The organism is Enterococcus ureasiticus, assembly GCF_001730285.1.
In the GTDB taxonomy this organism is placed as follows: Bacteria; Bacillota; Bacilli; order Lactobacillales; family Enterococcaceae; genus Enterococcus_L; species Enterococcus_L ureasiticus.
Genome location: NZ_MIJZ01000015.1, coordinates 124,168 through 142,606 on the forward strand (window position 1 = coordinate 124,168; position 18,439 = coordinate 142,606).

The 18,439-nt window shown below is 37.4% G+C and carries 16 protein-coding genes; 4 read left to right on the forward strand and 12 right to left on the reverse strand.

The genetic code is table 11. The annotated features are described in order from the left end of the window. Positions 1 to 29: 29 nt before the first annotated feature. Both BCR21_RS13230 and treR read right to left on the reverse strand, forming a co-directional pair. Complete coding sequence (locus BCR21_RS13230) at positions 30 to 815, reverse strand: sulfite exporter TauE/SafE family protein (protein WP_069646939.1); 786 nt, start codon at positions 813 to 815, stop codon at positions 30 to 32. A 36-nt stretch (positions 816 to 851) separates the two neighbouring features. Beyond that, the gene (gene treR, locus BCR21_RS13235; RefSeq protein WP_069646940.1) at positions 852 to 1,565 is read right to left on the reverse strand and encodes a trehalose operon repressor; all 714 of its coding nucleotides are present in this window, start codon (positions 1,563 to 1,565) and stop codon (positions 852 to 854) included. 208 nt (positions 1,566 to 1,773) lie between these two features. Here treR and BCR21_RS13240 point away from each other — a divergent pair, with 208 nt between their 5' ends. Both BCR21_RS13240 and pgmB read left to right on the forward strand, forming a co-directional pair. Then, a complete protein-coding gene (locus tag BCR21_RS13240) occupies positions 1,774 to 4,482 on the forward strand; it encodes a glycoside hydrolase family 65 protein (protein WP_069646941.1) in 2,709 nt (902 codons plus the stop codon). Between the two features lie 21 nt (positions 4,483 to 4,503). After that, the gene (gene pgmB, locus BCR21_RS13245) at positions 4,504 to 5,154 is read left to right on the forward strand and encodes a beta-phosphoglucomutase (RefSeq protein ID WP_069646942.1); all 651 of its coding nucleotides are present in this window, start codon (positions 4,504 to 4,506) and stop codon (positions 5,152 to 5,154) included. Between the two features lie 54 nt (positions 5,155 to 5,208). On the opposite strand, the gene BCR21_RS13250 is transcribed toward pgmB, so the two are convergent. Then, positions 5,209 to 5,724, reverse strand: a complete 516-nt coding sequence (locus BCR21_RS13250) for a ClbS/DfsB family four-helix bundle protein (RefSeq protein ID WP_069646943.1) — start codon at positions 5,722 to 5,724, stop codon at positions 5,209 to 5,211. A 107-nt stretch (positions 5,725 to 5,831) separates the two neighbouring features. On the opposite strand from BCR21_RS13250, the gene BCR21_RS13255 reads away from it, so the two are divergent. Then, positions 5,832 to 6,623, forward strand: coding sequence for a MerR family transcriptional regulator (locus tag BCR21_RS13255; RefSeq protein WP_069646944.1), 792 nt, complete (start codon positions 5,832 to 5,834; stop codon positions 6,621 to 6,623). 73 nt (positions 6,624 to 6,696) lie between these two features. Here the strand turns inward: BCR21_RS13255 and nagA are convergent, their stop codons facing one another. The 9 genes from nagA to BCR21_RS13300 form a co-directional block, all read right to left on the reverse strand. Continuing rightward, entirely contained in the window at positions 6,697 to 7,842 is a 1,146-nt protein-coding gene (nagA, locus tag BCR21_RS13260) for an N-acetylglucosamine-6-phosphate deacetylase (protein ID WP_069646945.1), read from the reverse strand. Further along, the gene (locus tag BCR21_RS13265; protein WP_069646946.1) at positions 7,839 to 8,609 is read right to left on the reverse strand and encodes a DeoR/GlpR family DNA-binding transcription regulator; all 771 of its coding nucleotides are present in this window, start codon (positions 8,607 to 8,609) and stop codon (positions 7,839 to 7,841) included. The genes nagA and BCR21_RS13265 overlap by 4 nt, the downstream gene beginning before the upstream one ends. Before the next feature lie 184 nt (positions 8,610 to 8,793). Beyond that, entirely contained in the window at positions 8,794 to 10,068 is a 1,275-nt protein-coding gene (locus BCR21_RS13270) for a cell wall protein (RefSeq protein ID WP_069646947.1), read from the reverse strand. 125 nt (positions 10,069 to 10,193) lie between these two features. After that, positions 10,194 to 11,624 carry an amidohydrolase gene (locus BCR21_RS13275; protein WP_069646948.1) on the reverse strand — a complete coding sequence of 477 codons (1,431 nt, stop codon included), beginning with the start codon at positions 11,622 to 11,624 and terminating at the stop codon, positions 10,194 to 10,196. Positions 11,625 to 11,688: 64 nt separating this feature from the next. Beyond that, a complete protein-coding gene (sdaAA, locus tag BCR21_RS13280; protein WP_069646949.1) occupies positions 11,689 to 12,564 on the reverse strand; it encodes an L-serine ammonia-lyase, iron-sulfur-dependent, subunit alpha in 876 nt (291 codons plus the stop codon). A 19-nt stretch (positions 12,565 to 12,583) separates the two neighbouring features. Further along, a complete protein-coding gene (gene sdaAB / locus BCR21_RS13285; RefSeq protein WP_069646950.1) occupies positions 12,584 to 13,243 on the reverse strand; it encodes an L-serine ammonia-lyase, iron-sulfur-dependent subunit beta in 660 nt (219 codons plus the stop codon). After that, complete coding sequence (locus BCR21_RS13290) at positions 13,243 to 14,445, reverse strand: MFS transporter (protein ID WP_069646951.1); 1,203 nt, start codon at positions 14,443 to 14,445, stop codon at positions 13,243 to 13,245. The genes sdaAB and BCR21_RS13290 overlap by 1 nt, the downstream gene beginning before the upstream one ends. A gap of 186 nt (positions 14,446 to 14,631) precedes the next feature. Then, on the reverse strand, positions 14,632 to 14,886 hold the full coding sequence (locus BCR21_RS13295) for a hypothetical protein (RefSeq protein ID WP_069647132.1): 255 nt from the start codon (positions 14,884 to 14,886) through the stop codon (positions 14,632 to 14,634). A 106-nt stretch (positions 14,887 to 14,992) separates the two neighbouring features. Further along, the gene (locus BCR21_RS13300) at positions 14,993 to 17,347 is read right to left on the reverse strand and encodes a helix-turn-helix domain-containing protein (protein WP_069646952.1); all 2,355 of its coding nucleotides are present in this window, start codon (positions 17,345 to 17,347) and stop codon (positions 14,993 to 14,995) included. A 143-nt stretch (positions 17,348 to 17,490) separates the two neighbouring features. Here BCR21_RS13300 and BCR21_RS13305 point away from each other — a divergent pair, with 143 nt between their 5' ends. Beyond that, positions 17,491 to 18,264 carry a DeoR family transcriptional regulator gene (locus BCR21_RS13305; protein WP_069646953.1) on the forward strand — a complete coding sequence of 258 codons (774 nt, stop codon included), beginning with the start codon at positions 17,491 to 17,493 and terminating at the stop codon, positions 18,262 to 18,264. The last annotated feature ends 175 nt before the right edge of the window (positions 18,265 to 18,439 follow it).

Below are 18,439 nucleotides of genomic sequence, written 5' to 3' on the forward strand. Positions count from 1 at the left end.
AAATAGTGTAAAATAATCGTTTTTAATAATCAAATGAACAACTGTACACCATTCCATAAATTTAATAGCAATACCAAAATAATGACAAGTTGAAACACTTGAGTCACTCGTTTAGAGGAAATTTTCCCACTGATCAACGCTCCCACAAAACCACCCAAAACAGCAGCTGGAATCACGTAAAATAAGATAGAGAGATCGAAGCGCCCAAAACCCGTTGTTTGAGCAATCGTAAATAATTTTGCTGCCTGCGAAAAGAAAATCGTAATAATCGAATAGACCGTTGCTTCTTTGATTGGAAGTCCAAAACACAACATCAATAATGCTACATTGATCGGTCCGCCCCCAATTCCTAATAAAGTAGAAATAAACCCTAAAAATAAGCCGACAATCACATACCAGATAGGATGAGATAAATCAAAGGAGCGCTCATTACCAATTTTTGTATAGAAATAAGCAAACAACAACGTTATGATCGTCAGAATGATTTGAATCAATTGAACATATTTTTCATCAGAAAATAATCGCAACAAGGATTCGAACAACGAATTTCCAGAAATCCCACCTATTATAGAACCTAAAGATACTAATACCGCAATTGGAATTTGCAGCCTTAATCCATTTTTCATCTGCCTAAGCGTAGAAACGATCGACATAGTGAACACTGCTACGCTAGAATAAAATGAAATTGCTGCTACTGGATGGAAGTCCAGCGTATCTAGTACGGGTTTGATGATCACACCACCACCCATACCTGAAATTGCACCAACTGTATTCGCTAAAATAATGACAATAAAATAAATGATCCCTATATGCACAATTTTTTTCCTCTCCTAAAAGTAATCAACATTTCCTTACGCTTTTCTTCGTCTGGCAAAATCGACGAATTTGAATTTATCTAATCTATGCCTAGATTCTGTGTATTCAAAACAACGTGTGTCTTCTAAACTTACTACACTACGGACAACGACCACATGAGTATCTTCTTGAATATCCATTAATTTGCGATCATCTTCTGTTACTGCTTCCACTGTAATCTCTTTTTGAGCGTAACTAATTGCCAGTCCTAAATCATTTTCAAAATAATCATAGATAGAATCTGCCGCTCGATCTTCGGGCAACTCCTTAACGATTTCTTTAAATAAATAATCGATATCCACGATCACCACTTCCCCGTCAATCTCCCTTTGTCGAACTAAACGCCAAACCGCAGCATCTTTCTTCCATCCCGTCAAACGAGCCAAAGATTCACTAACAGTCTCTTCTTTTAATTCCACAACTTTAGTGACACTATGTATTTGTTGCGCACTTTGCAGCTCTTTATAACTGATAACACCAGAAATCGGCAAATCGAATTTTCTTACATTTAAGACGATTGATCCTTTCCCCTGCTGCTTTTGGATATACCCTGCATTGATCAGCAAATTCAACGCTTTACGAATCGTTTCTCTTGAAACGGAATACTGTTCAACTAATTGATTCTCGCTTGGCAGCAATGTTCCAGGCTGATAATCTCCATCTAAAATCCCTTTTTCAAGCTCTAAAAATATATCATGAAATTTATTCATGTCCATCCCTCCACCCTAGGATACTCAAAGAAAATGATAGCACATTCTTCCTTAAAAAAATAGCATTCTCAAAAAGTATGCTTTTAATATGAAACAATTCTTTTAGATTATTCGACTTGTATTTACAAGCGTTTCATACTATAATGAAAACGAAAACATCAACATGTCTATACAAGTTTAAATAAATCTTAGTCAGGAGCCCTTTATAATGAACTTTCTTTTACTTACACTTACACAAAATAGCTTACATATCCAAGAAAAAGCACAGAACACCTTAATCTCAGAGCACACGTTTCCTTTTTCTGATTTTGAATTTCCTAAAACAGCAGAACTTTTAGCCGCACAAATCAAAGAACTATTCCCAACCGCTACAGGTGCTGTTTTTAGTGAGATAGTCCCTGAATTTTATAGCGAAAACACAAACGTAACAGCTTTAAATGCAAGCATAGAAAATCTGATCAAGCATTTTTCAGAATTATTGAATTTACCAATTCTTACCGTTTCTGAACTAGAAGCGGCTACAGATTTAGCTACAGCATTTAAAGAAAAATCAGAGTATTTAACCTGGAACTTGGATTATTTTGGCTATACTCCGGGCAAAGAAGAGTATTCAGTTGAATCACTATTAACGATTGGTAATGGCTTTATGGGCTTGCGGGGTACTGTGCCAGAAATGACACTTTCAAAAGAGCACTATCCTGCAACTTACATTGCGGGACTTTATAATGAAGAAAAATCAGAAGTCGCTGGTCAAATCGTTGAAAATGAAGATTTTGTCAATACACCAAATAACCAATATATCAGCATCAAAGTAGATGGAACAGACGAATGGCTAACTCTTGAAAAAGCCACGTTGCATTATTTGCACAGAAATCTAGACTTAAAAACTGGCTTGTTTTCTTCTCATATGATTGTTGAAGATAGCCACCAGCATCAATTAAAAATAACAGCTAAAAAAATAGTCAATATGGCTAAAAAGAATAATTACAGTATTCAGTACTTGATCAAGCCATTGAATTTTTCAAAAGACATTACAGTTAAAACAACAACTGATGGCGCAGTCTACAATTTCAATGTCGAGCGATACCGTAATCTAACTGCTAAGCATTTCCACATAACCCAATTGCTTGCAGAAAAAAACAAAGCAATGATTGAGGTCCAAACCAATCAATCGAAAATAAATGTCCAACAAGTAGCAACGATTACGGGTGATTTTTTTGGCGCTGATACTGTCAAAACCTCTATTGGTCAAGAAATCATTGAACAAGAAATTACTTTTTATGCGGAAAAAAATACCACGTATACTTTCGAAAAGCAGGTTCAAGTTAAAGCATCTATAGCCAAAGAAAATTGGGAAACACCTTTACTTCCAGCAACTTCTTTTGATTCAGAATTTGCTGAGAGCAAACATGCTTGGGAAACCCTATGGAAAAAATCAGATATTCGCGTTACAGGCGATCTGATGTCCCAAAAATTATTAAGAATCCATACGTATCACTTATTAGTTTCTGCTTCCCCATTTAATAATAATGATCTAGACGTTTCTGTCACTGCCCGCGGCTTGCATGGTGAAGCCTATCGTGGTCATATTTTCTGGGATGAGATTTTTATCCTGCCATTTTATGTTCTGCATTTCCCTGAAACCGCGAAACAGCTGTTGATGTATCGTTATAATCGCTTAGGTAAAGCAAAGGAAAATGCTCGTGAAAGCAACTACGCTGGTGCAATGTATCCTTGGCAATCAGGCCTTGATGGTAGTGAAGATACACAAAAGCTTCACTTGAATCCGTTGAATGGGCAATGGGGTGAAGACCACAGTATCCTTCAACGTCATGTTTCATTAGCGATTGCGTACAATGTCTGGATGTATTGGAACAACTCGGGAGATGATCAGTTCATCAAAGAATATGGCGCTGAAATGTTACTAGAAATCGCTAATTTCTGGCGCAGTGCTGCGACTTTTGATGAAATGACCAATCGCTATTATATCGATAAAGTCATGGGACCTGATGAATTTCATGAAGCTTATCCTGACAGTACCGAAAGCGGCTTAAAAAACAATGCCTACACAAACTTAATGGTAGTCTGGTTATTTGAAGAGTTAGAAAATATCCTTTCACTATTAGATACGCAAGAACAAACAGAATTGTTTAATAAAACAGGCATCACGCAAGAGCATCTGAAAAAAATGGAAGACATTCGTAAACGTTTATCGATCGAAGTCAATGAAGACGGGATCATCGCTCAATATGAAGGCTATTTTGATTTAAAAGAAATCGATTGGGAAAAAGCCAAAGAGAAATACGGCAATATTTATCGGATGGATCGTATTTTGAAAGCAGAAGGTCAGTCACCTGATGATTATAAAGTGTCAAAACAAGCTGATACCTTGATGTTATTCTACAATTTAAATAAAGAAAAAATTGATGAAATCTTAGCAGAACTTGGTTATGATTTACCTGAAGATTATCTTGAAAAAAATCTTTTATACTATTTAAACAGAACATCACATGGCTCAACTTTATCAAGAATCGTTCATGCGCAATTAGCGGAAGAAGTAGCCTTTCATGATTTGTCTTGGAAGTTATATCAAGAAGCTTTATACTCTGATTATCAGGATATTCAAGGCGGAACGACAGCGGAAGGAATCCACACAGGTGTGATGGCTGCAACGATTTATGTTACTTTGACAACCTATGCTGGAATTGATATCAAAAAGAACTATCTAACGATCCAACCTAATTTACCGCAAAATTGGACTGAGATGATCTTTAATATTGATCATAAAGGGATTCACTATGATTTGATTGTTTCAAAAGATTCTGTTCAAGTTTGTCCATCACAAGACACAACGGTAATCGTCCAAAATCACCCTTACCAATTACTTGCCAATAACGTCACAACGATCAACTATTAAATATCAGACAGGAGAATACACATGAAAAAAGGTTTTGTTTTTGATTTAGATGGCGTGATTACTGATACGGCCAAATTCCATTATATTGCTTGGAAAGATTTAGCAGCCAATTTAGGGATAACAATCGACGAAACATTCAATGAAACATTAAAAGGGATCAGCCGCATGGATTCCTTGGATAAAATTTTAGCTTATGGACACAGAGAAAATGATTTTACTACAGCAGAAAAAGAAGCGTTAGCCAAAAAGAAAAATGATGAATATGTTAAACTCTTAGCTGATCTTTCTGAAGCTGACTTGCTACCTGGTGTTCACGACTTTTTAGTCCAAGCAAAAAAACGTAATATCCCTTGCTCGATTGCTTCAGCTTCGAAAAATGCACCGATGATTTTAGAGAAATTGGGTGTTCTTGAGTTCTTCGGACACATCGTTGATCCAGAAACTCTGAAAAAAGGAAAACCTGACCCAGAAATTTTCGTAAAGGCAGCGGAAAGTATCGGCGTTGCACCAAACGACGCAGTAGGTTTCGAGGATGCACAAGCTGGAATAGAAGGAATCAAAGCAGCAGGAATGTATGCTGTGGGTATTTCCGCAACAGAAGTCTTAGCAGGAGCAGATTTACAGGTTGCTTCAATGACTGAATTAGATATTGAGCAACTAATCAACCAATAAAACCAAAAGAAGAGGTAGCGATAATCTTAACCGCTACTTCTTCTTTTTATTTCTTCATGACGTTAACACAAGTTTCTTCCATTTACGGATTTTAGTTCGGAAATTGGTAAATGGCGCTACAGTGTTGATATGTACCCATTTGTATAAGGGCCACATCGCTTTAGTTGTGGCATAATTTCTCTGACCTGCTTCAAACAGCTCCTCATCAGACAAGGTTTCCAGCCAGATACATACCTGATTGACAGCCTCTCTCAACATTTTCCTTTGTTCCGCGATACTGTGTTCACCGTATTTTTTATAAAATGACTGATATAAACCGCCTAAATTATTCCATTTATATCCTGGCGCAGGAGTTTGTACTACTTTTCCTGCCTGCTCGTCTTGCTCCCACTGAAGAATCAAGTTCACCCAACCAAGCTGATAAGACAAATTTTCAGAAGGCGTTTTATCTACCTCTTTGATTCGTTCATTCTTTAACGCTTCCGGTACTTGTTCAAACTCTTCATCATATTTCTCGTATCTCTTTTTGATTTCATCGATCAATTCCTGTTTATTTTCGTATGTACGCATAAGTAGACTCCTTTCGTGTTGCTATTTGCTTCTATTTTAAACCTTGTCATACTGTCAAAGTCAAGTATACTAATAAAAAATGACTATCTATTTTAAGGAGCAAAAGAATGTTTAAAATCAGCGAATTTTCCAAACTTACAACAATCAGTCCGCGTATGCTACGACACTATGACAAGTTAAATTTATTAAAACCTGAGATCATTCAAAAAGAAAATGGCTATCGCTATTACACTCCTGAACAAATCAATCAAGCAAACCAGCTTCTTTCACTAAAAAACGTTGGGATTCCGTTAAAAGAGATCAGAGCCCTTTTAGATCATAGTATCGATCAAGAAAACTATTTAGCAAAACATCGAAATTTATTAGAAACTGAATTAGCCGAAAAAAAATTGCAACTGGCTTTTTTAGATCGGTTAGAAGAAAAAAATACCACTTCAAACTTCAACGAAATAAATTATCCCATAGAAATAAAAACGATGACTGATCATTTGGTCCTTTCCTATCGTCAAAAAGTGGATTCTTATTATGATGAAAAACAACTTTGGCAGAAATTATTTTCTAAAGTAAGAGCCCAAGACATCGTGAAATTGGCTCAATCTATTGCCGTTTTCCATACTGGTAACACTGAAATTATCGATATCGAAGTGATGATCAGTATTCCTGAAAAACTCAGTCCATTTTATCCAGAAGCAAAAATATTCTCCTCAGGTTCTACCGCATCTATCGTTACGACTGGCGCTTATTCGATTATGCCAAAAGTCCATGCAGATATGGTTGAATGGCTTGGATTGAATAATTACATACTTGCTGGAAATATGTTTAATATTTATCATTCTAGTCCTGCAACAGAAGAAAGAGAAGAATTATATATTACTGAGGTTTGCTACCCGATAAAATAGTAGCAAGTCACTGTTTTATCGGGTAATTCACAAAGAATAAACTGGCAGAATATTTTTGATCCTGCCAGTTTTTTTAGTTCAATTGTCCTTTTATGATTTTCTCTATCACACAAAATTCCTTATCCAAAAGAATCAAGTCAGCGTCATATCCCACAGCAATCTTGCCTAATTTCTTTTCTCCCAAAATAGTAGCTGGGGTAGTTGAGCTCATTTTGATTGCATCCTCTAGCGGAATTCCCATCTCCACGCTCAGTCTAAGGGCTTCGTTCATCGTGACTGTGCTAGACGCCAATGTGCCATCATTTAAGCGGGCAACACCATTTTCAACAGTGACATGATGGCCGCCAAATTCATAAGCGCCATCTCCCACACCCATAGCTTGTAATGCATCTGTGATCAAAACCATCCCATCTGCTCCTTTTACTTTGTGCAATAGGCGGACGATTCCCGGATGTAAATGAATTCCATCAACAATCGCCTGAACACTGACTGTATCATTTTCAAGAGCTGCAGTAACCAAGCCTGGTGCTCGATGATGAATCGGCGGCATTGCGTTGAAACAGTGAGTAATATGCGAAGCACCTTGTTGAAAAGCCGCTTGTGCCTCTTCATAAGTTGCATCAGAATGTGCAATTGCCACGACTACGTTTTTTCGTTTTAAATAGGTGATCAATTCCAAGCAGCCTGGTAATTCTGGTGCTACGGTAACCATTTTGATCAAATCACCTGCTCGTTCAAAAATCATGTCCATTTCTTTTAAATCTGGGTTTCTAAGATAATTAGGATCTTGCATGCCCTTTCGTTTAACATTTAGATAAGGCCCTTCTAAATGGATACCTAAAATCTTTGCTCCAATTTCATGCCCTACCACTTCTTTGGTTCTGTCGATCATCGTCAATAATGCTTCTAACGACGAAGTGACCGATGTTACTAAAAATCCTGTACAGCCAGTTTCTAAACATTTTTTAGACACTTCTTGAATACTTTTTGTCGTACCATCCATCATATCAAAGTTATTGGCTCCGTGAATGTGGACATCGATCATTCCAGGTATCAACAGCTGGCTTTGACCATCGATTCGATGATCCATGCCCTCGTTAGAAAAAGCGTTAGTTTCTGATGCTTCTATCTTTAAAATAGTTTCGTTTTCTAGCAAGATATCGACTAATTCTAGGCCATCCTCTTGACTTATCATTACGTTTTGAATAAGTGTTTTCATTTTTTTCCACCTTCAACAAGAATAATTTTGACTTCGTTTTTTCGCAATTGTTTGGTGATTGTATCTGATAGCGGCTTATCTGTGATCAATAGATCGATTTTTGCAAAATCTAGTTTAAAATTGGTCGTATTTCTAGCTTTAGAGCTATCAAGCACAACACACGTTCTTTTCGCATTTTTGATAATGGTGTGTTTTAATTCAATGTCTTCTAATTCAGAGTAAAACAAACCTGTATCACTAATTCCTGACGCACCGATAAATGCGATATCAAAATAAAAATTAGCTAGTTGAGCAATCACTGCTGCACCATGTAATAAATGAGAGTTAGAATTGAAGTACCCTCCTAGCAGATAGACTTCCTGCTTATTATTGACTTCTGTCGCTGATATGGCATTGTCGATCGAATTGGTGACAATCAAGACATTTTCTTGCGTGAGTTCTTTTGCGATAAACTGAACAGTTGTTGAAACATCTAGCCAAATCGTTTGATTCGCTGAGATTTCTTTGACTGCTTTATGAGCAATTCGAATTTTTTCTTGGCTGTTTACAACTAAACGTTTGGAATAATCTTCAATTTTTGTCTTGATGATTGGTAGAGCAATTCCTCCACGATATCTTTCAGCTAAACCGTCATTGACGATCAACAAGATATCGCGGCGGATGCTGTCTTTAGATATTTGGAAATAATCGGCTAATTCGGTTGCATCTAGCTTTTCCTTCTCTTGGAGTAACTCTAAAATTTTTGCGATTCGTTCTTTTTGATTCATACGTTCCCTCCTGATTTATTTTGAGTATAACAAATAAATCATCATTTGCATATTATTAAGTTTTTCAATTAAATTTTTAAGTTTTATTAAGCGGAATATTCCTGTGAAAAAAATTCTAATTAAAAAACTATACAAAAAAGCTGAACACCCTTTTACTTTTGGTGTGTTCAGCCGTAATTTTTCTCTATTTAAATGATTCTTTTTTATACCATCCTATTGCTGTTAAAGAAATAAGTAACAGTCCTGTAATCCAAGTCCCGTTCGTACTTGAATCATTTGTTGCAGGTAATTGTTTCCCAGCTGGTTTTGTTGTTCCGACAGGCTTTGTCGAACCTGTAGTGTTTTCAGTGATTTTGACCTCAACCACTTGCGCCCCTTCTTCTACGTAAAACTCGTACCCTGGGTATTTTTCAGCCAGCTTTTTCATTGTCTCATCAGACCAGTTATACGTATACATGAAAGAGGTAGTACCCGTTTTTAAGGCTTTCCAGTTACCTGCTGAATCAATTTCAATGATTGAAGGGTCCTTGATAATTGGAGCGAATGAACCTGTAGTATCGTTAATTCCTTCGATCGGTTTTACTTTGATTTGTCCAGTATCACCGACTTTTCCATCGATAGAAGTGATATCGATCCTTGGCGTGATATTTAATGTTCCTGCTGGCTTCACTTCTACTTTAACTTGAGTGGCAATATCCCTTGTTGTCAACGTGCTACCTGGATTTTTATCTTGAATCTCTTTACTCGATTCATCTGAAAGTTGGAAATCTAACACAAATTCCACTGTTCCAGTTTTTAAAGCTGTCCATTTTCCATCTGCCTCTACTGATATTATTCCTTTAGAATTATCTGGAATATAGGCTAGATAGGTTCCTTTTGGATTTGCTACTCCACCCATTGGAGCCACTTTAAATTGCCCTGTTTCACCTATTTTTGCGTTGATTGTTCCAACATTGAAGTTAGGAGTGATGTCGACACTCTTTTCTTTTGCTGCTGTCACTTCAACAGGAACATCCTGAGCGATGTCTTTTTTGACTAGTTGGTGATCAGGATATTTTTCTTGAATTTTTTGCAGTGATTCTTCATCCCATTCAAAGTCCAATGTTACCGTGGTTTTACCCAATTTCATCCCTTGCCATTGACCCCGATCATTGATTGAGAGGATACTTTGATCTGCTACAGTCGTTTTGAACGTACCTTTTAGATTTTTCATTCCTTCGATTTGTTCAACTTCTACGGTACCTTTCCCGCCGACATCTGTTTTAATCTCTTTAGTTTTAAATTTTGGTGTAATATCGATTTCCTTTTTTCCTTCAGTGACTTTTGTTTTTATTTCAGATATTTTAGTCACTTCTACTTCAGCTTCAGAGCTGTTCTCTGTAGCAAATGAAGTTGACGAAAATGACAAACATACTGAACTAAACAAGATTCCCAACATCAAGCTTTTTACTATTTTCATTGATACTCCCCCTATTTTCATTATAATTGATACACTTTCATCTTATCAAATTCTAATCTTATGAGCAACAACTGTTTTGCAATAAAAAACTGGTCCAAGCTTTTACTTAAACCAGTCGTACATCATTATTTAGGCATTACCTCTGCCGGAATTGCCGATTGATACTTCTTCCCACCAACTGTAGCTTGGTGTTCTGCTTTCGCTTGTGCAACTAATTCAGGATTGATCAATAAATCATAAGCTGTTGTTGCGATTGTTTTACCTGCCGCTAGTAATCCTTTGTGGGCCACGGATGATTTCCCGTTTGCTACCCATTGCCATGAATGTGGTGGCGTTCCTTGAGGTTCACAGCCAACCAACACTTGAGCAGTTGGGCAAACCCAGCTAACATCACCCACATCCGTTGAACCAGACGTTGCTTCTGAGAAAACCAAGGGGCTGATTTGATCTAAGACTGGCATCGTTCCAAGTCGTTCTATTTCTTCTTCACTAGCTGTTGGATTGCTTTGTCTTGCTCTAGTTATTAAGTTTGCTTTTGTCGCTTTATTTAAACTGTCATAATATCTTTGGCTATATTCTTGATCTTCTTTTGTTAAATTCAAGTTGCCGAATTCTTTAAAATTTTCATACATGGCTGTAGTAACCGCTTGGTTTGGCAAGTAGTTAGCACAGGCTGAGTCAAAGACGATTTCAAGTTCTGTTTCAGTCATTAACGCCGCACCTTCTGCGATTTTGTTGACACGTTTGTAGATTTCTTCTGCTTGTTCTAGTTTTGGTGCGCGGATAAAGTAATATAAGCTCGCTGTTGGTTGAACCACATTCGCAGATTCCCCGCCAGCATCCATAAAGGCATAGTGAACACGGCCTTCATCAATGATATGTTCGCGTAAAAATTGAACCCCAATATTCATTAATTCTGCTGCATCAAGCGCACTGCGTCCTTGTTCAGGAGCTGCTGCTGCATGAGCCGAAATACCCTTGAAGTTATAATAAATTTGATAAACAGCTAAACTGCTCAAGCCCCAAGCCATATTTGTGTCCATTGGGTGCCATGAAAGAGCAACATCAAGACAATCAAACACGCCGTCCCTTGCCATGAATGCTTTACCATAACCACTTTCTTCAGCTGGACAACCAAATAATTTAATCGTCCCCGTTAATTTTTCTTGTTCCATCAAATCTTTAACGCCAATAGCACCTGCTAATGCACCCGTTCCAAGTAAATTATGGCCACAGCCATGTCCATTCCCGCCTTCGATTTCTGCTTTTTGTTCCCCTAAATCAGCGACTTGGCTTAAATTACCTAAAGCATCGTATTCAGCTAAGATGCCAATAACAGGATTTCCGCTACCATATGTTGCAACAAATGAATGTTCCATGTTAGCAACTCCCTTTTCAATTGAAAAGCCCTCTTTTTCTAAAATTTCTAGAAAAGGTTTTACAGATTCTGTAGTAGCAAATCTCGTTTCCGGTGTTCCCCAAATCTGATCTGCCGCTGCGATAAATTGGTCTTTTTTTGCATCGATCAATGCTGAAATTTGTTGTTTTGCATTCATTCTTAGTTCTTCCTTTCTTGACTATAATCGATAGGTTATTTAGTTAAATCATATATATTTTAATTTATCGATCGATCCCAAATAATTCTTTGGCGATTCGTTTTCCAGTTTTTGTTCCAGCTAATCCGCCGATCCCAGTCTCACGAATATCGGCCGGCATACTCCGCCCAACACGATACATTGTTTCGACTACTTCATCTGCTGGAATCTCGCTTTCAATTCCTGCTAAAGCCATTTCTGCTGCACTGATGGCATTTGACGTTCCTCCTGCGTTCCGTTTAATACAAGGAATTTCTACTAGCCCTGCAACAGGATCACAAGCTAAACCAATCAAGTTATTCAACGCAATTGCAAAGGCGTGACTGGCTTGTTCTGGTGTGCCGCCCACCATCTCGACTAATGCCGCTGCTGCCATTCCAGATGCCGAACCGATTTCGGCCTGACAACCGCCTTCTGCACCTGAAATCATAGCATTATTCGCTGTGACAAATCCAAAAGCCGCTGCTGTAAATAAAAAGTGCAACATTTCCTCTCGCGTTGAGGTGAATTTTTCACTAAAGGCTAACAAAACGCCTGGAACAACGCCTGCCGAACCTGCTGTTGGCGTGGCACAAATCATACCCATTGCCGCGTTGACTTCGTTAGTTGCGACCGCATAACATAAAGCTTTAACAAAAGTATTATCTGTCAGAACACTTTTATTATCTAAATAAGCTTGTAATTTTTTCGCATCATACCCAGTTAAACCAGAATGCGAGCGCACACCTTGCACACCTTTGGCAGCGGCCGTCTCCATCGTTTCTAAGTTTAGCATCATTTGGTTCATGATTTCGGTTCTACTGCGTCCGGATGTTTCTATTTCTTGTGCGATCATGACCTCGGATATTTTACATTGGTTCTCTTTTGCTCGTTGTACGAGTTCTTCAATTGATTCAAACAAAAAATTCACGTCCTCTAATTTAGCCGGTCGTAGGCAAAACTGCTGTTATTCCCGGTATTTCTCTGATTTTTGCTACTAATTTTTGACTGATGTCACTGACCGTTTCCACAAAGAAAACCGTTTCTTGATTTAACTTCTGAACCTCTATAAAAGCTGGACTTTCCAATGCATTTTCCACACTGGGAAGAGCCGATTTTAGATCTGCGGTAAAAACTAACCCATTGCCCTGGTCTTGATTCAATAAAGTGGAGTGATGGTTGAGCTCAATCAGTTGAATACTACCGCCACCAATAGAAATAGCCGTTAAATTCAATTTTTCTTGTTCATCGATCAACTCTAAATTGACTGTATTCGCGTGTTCTGTTTCCTTTGCACTAACTAGAAATTCTATGCTGACTCCTTGTTTTTCCGCAATTTCAATGGCGTCTGGAATACGTTCATCATGTGTTTCGAAACCTAAGACGCCTGCAACAATCGCGACCGCTGTGCCGTGTCCTTTATAGGTTTCAGCAAATGAGCCAAAAAATGTCACGACTAATTTTTTAGGTGTATGTTTATAAAGTTCTCTTGCCATATTACCGATCCTAACCGCTCCAGCTGTATGAGAGCTGGAGGGACCGACCATGATTGGACCGATGATATCAAAGGCACTTTTGTATTTAAATTTTTTGTCTGACATTACGCTTCTTTTTTCACTCCTAATACACAAAGTCCGCAAAGTAGGCTTGCTACTGCCATAAAACCGAATGCCAACGTAAATGAACCGCCAGCGGCTTTGATCAATTGTCCTAAGATCATCGGTGCTAAGAATCCACCTAATGTTCCACCAGTGTTGATGATTCCGATTGAAGAACCGATAATTGATGGATCCATGATTTTATGCGGCCATGTGAAAATTGCGGTGAAAGCACTAACTGAAACCATACTGACTGCAATCAAACAAATCATTGACAATACTAAATTATTTGATGTCACAAAAGCGGCTACTAAAATTGCAGCTAAAACTGTCGCGCTAAGGATAAACATGCGTTCTTTCCCTAAAAATAGCTTCGATAATAATGCGCCGGCAAACATTGTTGCAACTGTTTGAAAAACGGCATTGACTGCTAACAAATAACCAATTGTTTTAATATCGATCGCAAATTTTTGAGCTAAGAAACTTGGCAACCAAGACATATTTCCATAAAGTAAAAAGTTCAATAATAACATTGCGACAAATAAGACCAATACATTACGGTTTGTGATTACTTGGCTAAACTTAATCGCTGGCTTATTACTTGTACCTGTTTTTGCACTCGCTGCTTGCTTAGGAACAAATACTCCCACCAGAACCAATGCAATTGCAAACATTGTTCCTAATGCTAAGTAGCCATAACGCCAGTTAGCATTGATCAGGTTCGTCCCAAGTGTAAAAGCCAAAATCCCACCAATACCTGATGTTGATAGAATCAACGATTGAATAAACGTTCTACGCTCTTGTGGAAAATTATCAGCAATCGATTTTGAGCAACTTGGCGGATATCCTCCGTGACCAAGCCCTGCAAAAAAGCGGATGACCATAAATAACATCAAACTGCTGACTGCTCCAAATGCAAATGAAAAAATTGAAATAATTGCCAGTGACAACATCAACACTTTTTTTGCTCCGATTTTATCTGCTAACCATCCTCCAGGAATTTGCATCAATGAATAGCCTAGGAAAAAGAAGGACATAATCATCCCAGTTTGACCTGCATCTAAATTAAATTCTTTCGCTATTGGTAAAACTGCTGTAGAAATCATGCTCTTGTCCATATAAATCATCGAATATCCTGCCATTAAGGCAAAAATCAACCCAGCACTGCTTTTGTTCGCTATTGTTTTTTCAACTTGTGTCTCCATTTTTTTCCTCCATAGCTCAATTATAAGAAAACGTTTTCTATTCATTTATTATATTAAACAACCTACAAATAAAAATTACTTTAATTGCTTGATATGGTCTTAATATTTTGAATATGGCAAAAAATAAAAAGAAAAAGCAAAAAAAGAGTAGTCTTTTTTGCTTTTTCTTATACTAATTTAAGTTATTCATTTCCTTTTAACCTCACCTGAGCGACGTTCATTCATTTCATGTTCTTCAGAGACGTTTTTTTGTTGTTGGGCAACATCATAAACTCTTGTAGTAGGATCTTTAATAATACCACCTGTTCCTGTATTTACCATTGTTCCCCAACCTTTTTTAACAGGCGTTTTCCCTTTTGCTCGTAGCATATCATTTTTTTCTCTAATTCGCTTATGCTTTGCTCGTCGTCGGTCATCAAAAAAATCTGAAATTTTATCCATTATCTCCAATCCGATCACTCCTTAGCGGTCCTATTCTAAAATTCTATTATTAAATCAACACTGAAAATCGAAGCCTATTTCGTATTTTTTCATATTACTCTTCACATCAATACAAAGGCTGAAACAAATACAACTGACACGCATTCAACGTCAATGTTGCTTCCAACTCATAACCAAATGAATCAATCTGCTCTTTTTTCAATTCAAACTTAGGAATGATTTTCTGCTCCAAGTATTTCTGTAACTCATGATCTAACTCCGCTTGACCGCCAACTCTGATCCAATCATTATAAATCCCGCCATGATCTTTATCCAAGACATATTCCCGAATCAAATAATTCCCTACAGGCAACTCGCTTAAATGAATCCTGACTTTTTTTGTCTGATACTGAACTTGAAATGTATCGACTGAATAAAGCGGATCTAAATAGCTTGAATTGTAAAGTAAAAGCTGATACTGCCCTTGGTTTCGTGTCAAAATATAGCCGTCTCCACTAGCAAGCAGTTCTCCTTTTAAATGGTTCAAAAAGCGCAATGAAAAGAATAGTGGGCGCCGTAATTCCTCATAAAGAAAAACAGATAAACTACTGTCTTCTCTTGTATGAGTTTGTCGTTCTTTTACCTTGATATTCAACCAAAAAGCAATTCCCGTCACTTCTTTTGACAATTCAACGATTGATTCTAAGATCAACGCTGAACGGAAAAACGTACCCGAAAAAGTATTGCCTTCGCCTACTAATGTATTCCAATCTGTTAAAAACAACTCGGGGGTCCAATCTGAAAAAATGGAATTAGCTTCTGATTGATGTGCGGTAATGACCGACTTTACTCTACTTAAAATAGCTTGTTGGTACTTTTTAAAATGCAACGCATGTTCCTCTTTGATCAGCGCTGTTGCATATGGATCTGCATGGAAGCTAATAAATTCTGGGAGACAATTCTGGATTCCTTGCTCATCAATAAAAGCTTGATATTGCTCGTATTCTGTTTCATCTAACGAACGTAATGACATCAATCCTAATTTACAGCAAGGAGCTAACTGTTTCAACTTACGATAAAAATAATGATAGCCCCAACGACTGCCGTCATTCCAGGTCCCGCTTACTTTAGGCAATGACCATTGAAGATACCACTGATTTACTTCCTCTCGGCCATAGCGATTCACGAAATGACGAATGATCTTCAACTGCTTATCACACCATAACTGAACCTCTTCTTTTTCAATATACTCCTCAGGTAAATAAAGCTGAATCATCGGTTTCAGCTGGATCTTCACTAAAAAATCGAACCATTGGTTGTTTAAAATATACTCTGATACCATCAAAATATCATTTTCAAAATTCGTTTCTTCGCAAAAACCTTCAAATTGAACTAAATCAAAGGTCAAATCCTGTTGTAAAATGCACAATTCACGCTGTACACCATTTGCTAAACCTTCTCCAGCAGGACCGATTTTGATGATTTTTTTACTACTGTGATAATTTGGTTGAGGCTCCGAGGGTAACACTAACTGCATACGTTGCTCGATCGCAGCATTTTCATCAACGATATCTTTTTCTACTAAATACTTTGCCAGCTCTTGTAACGCTGCTGCTCCAGTTATTTCTTGATAATCTGCATTTCCTGCCGTCTGCTTTATCTGATTGCTTGTCAAAGAAAATTTTTTACGAAAACTTGCAGGCGTTATCCCATACTGTTTCTTAAATACGTGGTGAAAAGTTTTTGCATTTGAAAAGCCACTATTCAACGCTACTTTGATCACCGATTGTGACGTTAAAATCAAACTTTCCGCCGCGTGCATCAGGCGAATTTGATTTAAATACTCAGTGAAATTGACCCCAATCTGCTTTTTAAAAGAACGAGACAAATGATAATAAGATAGCCCACTTTTTTCGGCTAATGACTCCAATGAAATCGGTTGATCGTAATTCTTTTGAATTTCTTCTAGTAATTGATTCATTCGATCATCGGCTAAATCAGTTGCAACTTCTGGACGCGTGACGACTTCTTTTTTAAACTCTTTGACTAATTGTTTCAACACAGTAAATAAATGCTGATAAATTTCCAATTCAGCCTCTTCGTTTTGTTTAAAATAGGCAGCCATTAAATGGACTAAAGCCTCACGCAATCGCTGGAATTTTTCTGCATCAGCGGATTTCGCATCTGTTGAGGCACAATCGATGTATGGTAGCCAATTTTCTTTAAAGTGAGCGATCAATGGGGTTTTCGAAATGCGTAATGACAACAATAGATTTTTATCCGAGCTCTTTACTTGATACTGTTGATGCGGATTAATGACCAATATATCATCTGCATTTAGCTGATAGTCCTTTTCCCCTATCGTTACGATCATACTGCCGCTAAGCATGAGAAAAAGTGTTAAATACTCACTGATTTGCGGCGGTGCGTAACTAACTTTCATCAACGACAGATGAAATGGAAATTGCTTGGTCTCTACCATAAACAGCCCCTCCTTACTACTGTGTGTTTTCTTTAACAAAATATAGCATCAAATTCTCGTTGAAACAAGCTGTCTTTTTGGTGGAAAATTGTCTATACTATGGATAATTTAAAAATGATAACGTTCCAAGATGGGAGAAAAAAATGAAAATCAGTCAGGGCGATGTCTTTAGAAGAAGGGAAAATTTAATTAGACGATTAAGAGAAAGTGACAGTTTGACTGTTAAAGAACTCGCAAAATTTTTTAACGTTTCAGCCGTAACTATTAGGCGGGATTTACTATTTTTAGAAAAGAAAAAGATGATTGAACGTTTTTACGGCGGAGTGAAATTGATTCCGACTCATGAGTTGAAACAACCAGTCCAACTAGAAAAAACAACCTTTCCCGTTGTGATTTTTGTCGAGGAAATCAAACCCTTATTAGTGAATGGTACACAGCTTTTTATCGGTGCAGGCCTTTTTTCTACTGAACTAATTTATGCACTCTCTTTTTTTGACATCGTCATTTTAACTAATGATGCTGCTGCCTTTTCTATTGATCATTCTGAGAAAAAAGCCTTAATTTCAATCAGCGGCGGTGAATTGGAGAAAAACACGAATGCCCTTGTTGGTGATTTTGCTACCCATTCCTTTAATAAGGTTGCAGCAGATCTTTGTATTATTGAAGCAGCAGGCTTTAACACACATGAAGTAACGACCAAAACATTGAACGAATCTTTTGTTTATCGGACCATGATCCAGCATACCAAAGGTCTAAAAATCGTTTATACTCCTTCCGCTAACTTAGAAACCGTCAGCTCATTCATGATCGATCGAACGTTTTTATTTGATAGGTTATATACAGATACGTCGATTCCACCTTCCATTTTAACAAGCTATCAAGCACAAGAAATCCCCGTTAAAGTGTTATTTGAATAAAAAAGGTATACTGGATGGGTTAGCTTTTTCTTAGGTAATCGGTAAAATGAACGCAGACTCTCCTCTTGAACTGTTCATAAAAATTCTTTCATGAACAGTTCTTTTGATTGTATTGAATTTACTCAAACAATCACTTATTCTAGAGCCAAAGAAAACGCTTTATAAAAAAGACAGA

What these genes read in the sequence shown, in the direction of transcription:
- BCR21_RS13290 (WP_069646951.1), bottom strand. Translation starts at nt 14,445, where the DNA reads ATGGAGACACAAGTTGAAAAAACAATAGCGAACAAAAGCAGTGCTGGG.
- BCR21_RS13305 (WP_069646953.1), top strand. Translation starts at nt 17,491, where the DNA reads ATGAAAATCAGTCAGGGCGATGTCTTTAGAAGAAGGGAAAATTTAATT.
- BCR21_RS13255 (WP_069646944.1), top strand. Translation starts at nt 5,832, where the DNA reads ATGTTTAAAATCAGCGAATTTTCCAAACTTACAACAATCAGTCCGCGT.
- treR (WP_069646940.1), bottom strand. Translation starts at nt 1,565, where the DNA reads ATGAATAAATTTCATGATATATTTTTAGAGCTTGAAAAAGGGATTTTA.
- nagA (WP_069646945.1), bottom strand. Translation starts at nt 7,842, where the DNA reads ATGAAAACACTTATTCAAAACGTAATGATAAGTCAAGAGGATGGCCTA.
- BCR21_RS13275 (WP_069646948.1), bottom strand. Translation starts at nt 11,624, where the DNA reads ATGAATGCAAAACAACAAATTTCAGCATTGATCGATGCAAAAAAAGAC.
- pgmB (WP_069646942.1), top strand. Translation starts at nt 4,504, where the DNA reads ATGAAAAAAGGTTTTGTTTTTGATTTAGATGGCGTGATTACTGATACG.
- BCR21_RS13265 (WP_069646946.1), bottom strand. Translation starts at nt 8,609, where the DNA reads ATGAATCAAAAAGAACGAATCGCAAAAATTTTAGAGTTACTCCAAGAG.
- BCR21_RS13295 (WP_069647132.1), bottom strand. Translation starts at nt 14,886, where the DNA reads ATGGATAAAATTTCAGATTTTTTTGATGACCGACGACGAGCAAAGCAT.
- BCR21_RS13250 (WP_069646943.1), bottom strand. Translation starts at nt 5,724, where the DNA reads ATGCGTACATACGAAAATAAACAGGAATTGATCGATGAAATCAAAAAG.
- BCR21_RS13270 (WP_069646947.1), bottom strand. Translation starts at nt 10,068, where the DNA reads ATGAAAATAGTAAAAAGCTTGATGTTGGGAATCTTGTTTAGTTCAGTA.
- sdaAB (WP_069646950.1), bottom strand. Translation starts at nt 13,243, where the DNA reads ATGTCAGACAAAAAATTTAAATACAAAAGTGCCTTTGATATCATCGGT.
- BCR21_RS13300 (WP_069646952.1), bottom strand. Translation starts at nt 17,347, where the DNA reads ATGGTAGAGACCAAGCAATTTCCATTTCATCTGTCGTTGATGAAAGTT.
- BCR21_RS13240 (WP_069646941.1), top strand. Translation starts at nt 1,774, where the DNA reads ATGAACTTTCTTTTACTTACACTTACACAAAATAGCTTACATATCCAA.